Here is a 5,522-nt window from a genome sequence, read left to right as displayed (position 1 = left end):
TAGAAATTAAGCGAGTTACAAGTGAGTTAAAGCTTGCTCTAGCTTAAGCTGAGAAATTGTTTGAAGCGATTCCAAATGGGGGGAGACCCCCTCATTTCTATAAACTCTTTAGATGTTTCAAACCTCAAGCCGCACAGTCGAAAACAACTAGCGAAATTCAATATTTAATGACGAAAAGGTTGTTGGCGATCGCAATTTTACAGCAAAACTCTTCTATTGTTTAACTGAATACCATGCCAATTGAAATTATGCGCCTAGTAGTGACGGGCACTGTAGGAGCAGGCAAGTCCACTTTCATTCGTTCGGTGAGCGAAATTGAAGTTGTCGATACCGATCGCGTGGCTACTGATGAAACTGCGTTGCTCAAAAAGAAAACTACCGTTGCGATGGATTTTGGGCGATTGAGTTTTGGTTCGAATATGGCATTACACCTATATGGAACACCCGGTCAAACGAGGTTTGACTTTATGTGGGATATTTTAATCAAAAAGGCACATGCTTACATCCTATTGATTGCTGCCAACAGACCCAGTGAATTTCGCTATGCTCGGCGGATTCTGACCTTTATGAATCGTCGTGTGAGTATTCCTCTCATTATTGGACTAACCCACATGGATTGTGAAGATGCTTGGACTAGTGAAAATATTGCGATCGCCTTAGGCTTTGTGAATCCACAGATCCAACCTCCCATGATCGATGTTAATGCAAACGAGCGAGACTCTGTCGTACAAGCGCTAATCGTATTGATGCAGCATTATATGAAGTAAGTGGCATCGCGATCGATCGGATTTAGTTCATCTTAACAATCTAAAGTATTCTCAGTCTCCCAAGGGCTAATGCGGGAGCAATAATCATTCCATTCTCGATGCTTGAGTTTTAAATAGGCATGGGTTAGATCGGTTCCAAAGCTTTCAGGCAAGATCGTATTAGCCTCTAGGCAACGTAAGGCATCTAAAAGATTTACAGGTAGTTGCCTCACAGTTCCCAAAGGTAGTGGATCGGTATAGGTATTGTTGTCATAACGTTTTCCGGGGTCGCGCTTATGCTTGATACCATCTAGTCCACTGGCAATCAGTGCCGCAGGTAAAAGATAGGGATTTGCCGCGCCATCAGGGAGGCGAAACTCAAAGCGTCCTGGTTCGGGAATGCGAATGGTGTGGGTGCGATTGTTGCCCGTGTAGCTAATCGTATTGGGCGACCATGTGGCTCCAGATAGGGTCACAGTCCCGTTAATCCGCTTATAGGAGTTGACTGTAGGATTGGTAAAAGCGCAGAGAGCTTCCGCCGAATGCAAAACACCCCCAATAAATTGATAGGCAAGGGGAGATAGTCCTAGTTCACCCTGAGGATCCTCAAACAGATTGGTATTTCCAGCTAAATCCCAAACCGAAAGATGGGTGTGACAACCGTTCCCCGTGAGATGAGGAAATGGCTTGGGCATAAATGTGGCGCGGAATCCATGTTTTTCGGCGATCGCTTTCACCATATATTTAAAGAAGGCATGGCGATCGGCAGTGATCAGCGCATCGGCGTAAGTCCAATTCATCTCAAACTGGCCGTTTGCATCTTCGTGATCGTTTTGATATGCGCCCCAACCCATTGCCAGCATGGCATCGCAGATTTCGGCAATAATATCAAAGCGACGCATTAACGCCTGTTGGTCGTAGCAGGGTTTGCTAGCGCGATCGCGAGGATCGGAAAGTTGCTCGCCATCGGCAGACAAGAGAAAGTATTCGCATTCCACACCCGTTTTTACCCGATAGCCCAGTGCTTCGGCTTGACTGAGAACGCGCTTTAGCACGAGACGAGGAGTTTGGGCGACAGGTTCGCCATTCATGTAAAGATCGGCAGGCATCCAAGCAACATCGGGTTGCCAAGGCAAGGGAAACAGACTATTCGGATCGGGAATGGCAAAAATATCGGCATCGGCAGGGGTCATATCGAGCCATGTGGCAAAGCCAGCAAAGCCCGCCCCACTGGTTGCCATACTATCGATCGCGGCTGTGGGTACTAACTTAGAGCGTTGGACTCCAAATAAATCGGTAAAGGAAATCAGAAAATAGCGAATTCCTCTTTCTTGGGCAATTGCAGAAAGGCTTGTCATAGTTTATTGCTTAGGTGATTTTTCGTTTTAAATTTACCCCACCCTAGCCCTCCCCTTGCAAAGGGGAGGGAACAAGATTTCCGATCTTCCCCCTTTACAAGGGGGAATTAAAGGGGGTAAGCCCGACTGGCAAATACACAATGGGAGATTCTTTACTAGAAATTTGCTTATTACCAATTCGTTCAATGAGCGAGAAGTTCGGCGATCGCTTGACGGATAAACGTTTCATCCTCAGGGTTTTGATAGGGATTGCCTGCGCGATGTCCCCAAATCGAGGGGATTTCTAGATACTTAGCATTCGGAATCATAGATGCTTCTCTCTTACAATCTGCGGGGGTAAAGTACAGGTCGCTTGCACTTGGCATCACCAGAGTCTTTGCTCGAACTGATGCCAACGCCAGTGCATAATCGCGCTTGTAAGTAGGATTATCGCTGAGGTCAGATTTTAACCATGTATCAATCATGGCAATTAGGTTATGCGGATCTCGTTTACGATAGTTAGCTTCCCATCCGCGTTGCAAATAATCTTCGAGAGAGTCAAAGCCAAATTGGTAGTAGAGTCCTGCCTGATAAAAGGCGGGTGAAGCCGCCCAACTCGCATAAATCAAGGAAAAAGTGTGAAAACCGCGATCGGGAATGCCATCAAACCCATTCCCCGTCCAAGCGGGGTCAGAGGTTAGCGCCGATCGCAAACTGGCTAAAAAAATGCGATTGTGGTCAGTGGTGCGGGCAGTACCGCAAAGGGCAGCAATGCGCGTTACCCTTTCGGGGTATAAAGCCGCCCAATGGTAGGCTTGCTGCGCTCCCATCGACCAACCATAGACGAGCGCAAGGCGATCGATGCCAAAGACATCCCGTAAAAGTTGCTCTTGAGCGCGCACATTATCGAAATGGCTGAACCAAAACCCCTGCTCCGCTAAACCGCAGGAGGGGCAATCACTTGGAGAACTAGACAACCCATTCCCAAACATATTGGGAATCACGATAAACCATTGCGTCGGATCGAGAATGCCATCGGCACGCACGAGCCACTCAATGTCTGGATGCTGCGCTCCGTAGGAGGTGGGATAGAGAATTACATTCGAGCGATCGCGATTCAATTCGCCATAGGTTTGGTAAACTACCTTTGCCTCTGGCAGGATAGTCCCACATTGCAGTTCAAAGTTTGGAATGACAAACAGACTCATACCGCAACGGGCTCTTGCGCGTTGAGATGCTTGACGATCTCTAAGTTGACATTCACATAGCCTGAATCAACATGGACAAAGTGACTGCGCAACTTCTCATGGGCAACGGGCAACATATAGAATGGAATCGATGGATAGAGATGATGCTCGGCATGGAAAGGAATATTCCAAATAAAGTAGCGCAGGGGGGGGAAGGTTAGGGTGGTACGGGTGTTGGTGAGGCTATTGTCATCTTTGGTGCACCCCATATGTTCTGCCATTAATAGAAATCGCAAGAATGGCTGACCTACGGCTAAGGGCAACAGCCAATAAAGCAGAAACCAAGGCTGTCTAAAGGCGATAGAAATCGCGATCGCTGCTATATAAACCAGTAATTGCAATCTTGTCGAACGAATTACCTCTTCTCTTTGGGCTTCGGGAATGAATGGATAACCTTCTAATTTCCCAAGCGCTACTCGCCCATGCGTTTGTACTTTCCCAATCCACCAAGGGATTCCACTAATTTGCAGGAGATATTCCCCAAGATTCGCAGGAGGGGGATCGCTGAGTTCGGGGTCTTTGTCGGGGATCTGGGCGTAGCGGTGATGCCATTTGTGATACAGCCGATAAAAACTACTGTTGTAAAAAGATAGTAGCCCTGCCAACCACGCGATCGCATCGCTCAAATGATTATTCGCAAAAGCCGTGCGATGGGAACTCTCATGTAAAGGCGCAAACATAATCGCCAAGCTGAAGCCATAGATCGCCAAGGACGGGATTGCAATATACCAGCGATCGCCGGTCAAATTAGTTGCCCAAAGATAACCCGCGATCGTCATTACGCCTAGGTGCAAAGTCAAGCGCAGCAACCCTTGGCGATTGGAACGCACATTCAGGGATTTTAGTTCTTCTACAGAAAGAATTTGGTTCGTCATGGCGCAAAGGTATAGTCCAGCGAGAAAACGAAATTTATTCCTGTATTTTGGCAGCTTGATTCATAGGTGTCAACAAAGTTTCTTGTGGCTACACTTCGTAACCTACTTTGCTAAACATTCCCATAAGCGTTAACCCAAAAAACCACGAAATTTTCTTAACAATAGTGGTTTTAACCAGAAATTTTTTGTACAATGTATTAAGTTAGACTTCAAGTTTTAGAAAAGCAATGGAGAATATGGATTGCAAACCCGATACCTCAACACCGATCTCGATCTCTTTGCAACCGTGGATTTGACTCCACTCGCAGCAGTTTTTGAATCTCAGGGTGTCTTCCCACTTCATGTAACACGAGGTGAAGATGGTCACTGGTCTGCAATTCTCGAAACAGATGGACAATATGAAGAGCCTGAATCAAGCATTGCAGCCATGTTATCAGTCATTGAGCAATTTGATGAGCCAGAACGGAGTATTTGGCGGGTTTTAACACTTTGTGAGTTTAACATTGGCTACGATTGTGGGAGTGAGCCATGGGCATTCAATCAAGGACTATCTAATGCACTCCTCCAACGTATGGCAAAGGTTGGAGCTTCCCTACGAGTTACCTTGTATTCCCCTGAGTCACTACAGGAGAAAAGCCAGCAGACTCAATTACCAGAGTCATAAACTGAAGAGTCATAAATCGAAAATATTAAAGAGTTGCGAATTGGGTTCAGGCTAAATTTTAAAGGCAGGCGATCGCTGAAATATGGCTTGATACATTGTTCCCTCGCTTTCGGAAAAGTCTACAAACCTCTAACCAAAAGGATTAGCACCTTTGAGCTTTTTTCTTATTCCCCAGCCTGCGATCGCGATCACAAGCAGCATCGACAATAATCACAGAAAACACGTACTGCGATCGCACAGTCAACCCCTTGAAAAAGCAACAATAAGTCTACTAGCGACGTATCTACAAACGTCTAGCCCGAAGAGTAACTCCTTCGGGCTTTTTATTGTGATTCCCCAACCTGCGATCGCGATCACAAGCAGCATCGGCAATAATCACAGAAAACACGTACTGCGATCGCACAGCCATCCCTTTGAAAAAGCAACAATAAGTTTACTAGCGACGTATCTACAAACGTCTAGCCCGAAGGGTAACTCCTTCGGGCTTTTTATTGTGATTCCCCAACCTGCGATCGCGATCGCACAAAGCATCGGTAACAATCACTGGAAACAAGTACCGCGATCGCACAGCCATCCCTTTGAAAAAGCAACAATAAGTTTACTAGTACAGCAGGGCGGAAATAGGGCTACCCTATAGAAGGTGAGCTAAATGA

The 5,522-nt window shown here is 46.4% G+C and carries 6 protein-coding genes; 3 read left to right on the top strand and 3 right to left on the bottom strand.

Features of this window, described 5'->3' with window-relative positions; genetic code table 11:
* Positions 1–239 precede the first annotated feature (239 nt).
* Positions 240–767 (top strand): GTP-binding protein, encoded by a 528-nt coding sequence (locus V2H45_RS24990; protein WP_408648917.1) that lies wholly within the window; start codon positions 240–242, stop codon positions 765–767.
* Between the two features lie 32 nt (positions 768–799).
* Here the strand turns inward: V2H45_RS24990 and glnT are convergent, their stop codons facing one another.
* The 3 genes from glnT to V2H45_RS24975 all read right to left on the bottom strand — a co-directional run bounded on the left by glnT (position 800) and on the right by V2H45_RS24975 (position 4,205).
* The gene (glnT, locus tag V2H45_RS24985) at positions 800–2,104 is read right to left on the bottom strand and encodes a type III glutamate--ammonia ligase (RefSeq protein WP_330486407.1); all 1,305 of its coding nucleotides are present in this window, start codon (positions 2,102–2,104) and stop codon (positions 800–802) included.
* A gap of 182 nt (positions 2,105–2,286) precedes the next feature.
* Positions 2,287–3,291 carry an alpha/beta fold hydrolase gene (locus V2H45_RS24980; protein WP_330486406.1) on the bottom strand — a complete coding sequence of 335 codons (1,005 nt, stop codon included), beginning with the start codon at positions 3,289–3,291 and terminating at the stop codon, positions 2,287–2,289.
* Positions 3,288–4,205: a fatty acid desaturase gene (locus tag V2H45_RS24975; RefSeq protein WP_330486405.1), complete on the bottom strand. Its 918-nt coding sequence runs from the start codon at positions 4,203–4,205 to the stop codon at positions 3,288–3,290. The genes V2H45_RS24980 and V2H45_RS24975 overlap by 4 nt, the downstream gene beginning before the upstream one ends.
* 241 nt (positions 4,206–4,446) lie before the next feature.
* On the opposite strand from V2H45_RS24975, the gene V2H45_RS24970 reads away from it, so the two are divergent.
* Together V2H45_RS24970 and V2H45_RS24965 are read left to right on the top strand one after the other, a co-directional pair.
* Positions 4,447–4,869 (top strand): hypothetical protein, encoded by a 423-nt coding sequence (locus V2H45_RS24970; RefSeq protein ID WP_330486404.1) that lies wholly within the window; start codon positions 4,447–4,449, stop codon positions 4,867–4,869.
* A gap of 151 nt (positions 4,870–5,020) precedes the next feature.
* Complete coding sequence (locus tag V2H45_RS24965) at positions 5,021–5,506, top strand: hypothetical protein (RefSeq protein ID WP_330486403.1); 486 nt, start codon at positions 5,021–5,023, stop codon at positions 5,504–5,506.
* The last annotated feature ends 16 nt before the right edge of the window (positions 5,507–5,522 follow it).

It is taken from the genome of Tumidithrix elongata BACA0141 (assembly GCF_036349135.1).
Taxonomy (GTDB): Bacteria; Cyanobacteriota; Cyanobacteriia; order Pseudanabaenales; family Pseudanabaenaceae; genus Tumidithrix; species Tumidithrix elongata.
This window is presented reverse-complemented; position numbering and strand designations above follow the sequence as displayed.

Excerpts from the sequence above, each read along its gene's own strand:
- V2H45_RS24975 (WP_330486405.1), bottom strand. The coding sequence starts at position 4,205 with ATGACGAACCAAATTCTTTCTGTAGAAGAACTAAAATCCCTGAATGTG.
- glnT (WP_330486407.1), bottom strand. The coding sequence starts at position 2,104 with ATGACAAGCCTTTCTGCAATTGCCCAAGAAAGAGGAATTCGCTATTTT.
- V2H45_RS24980 (WP_330486406.1), bottom strand. The coding sequence starts at position 3,291 with ATGAGTCTGTTTGTCATTCCAAACTTTGAACTGCAATGTGGGACTATC.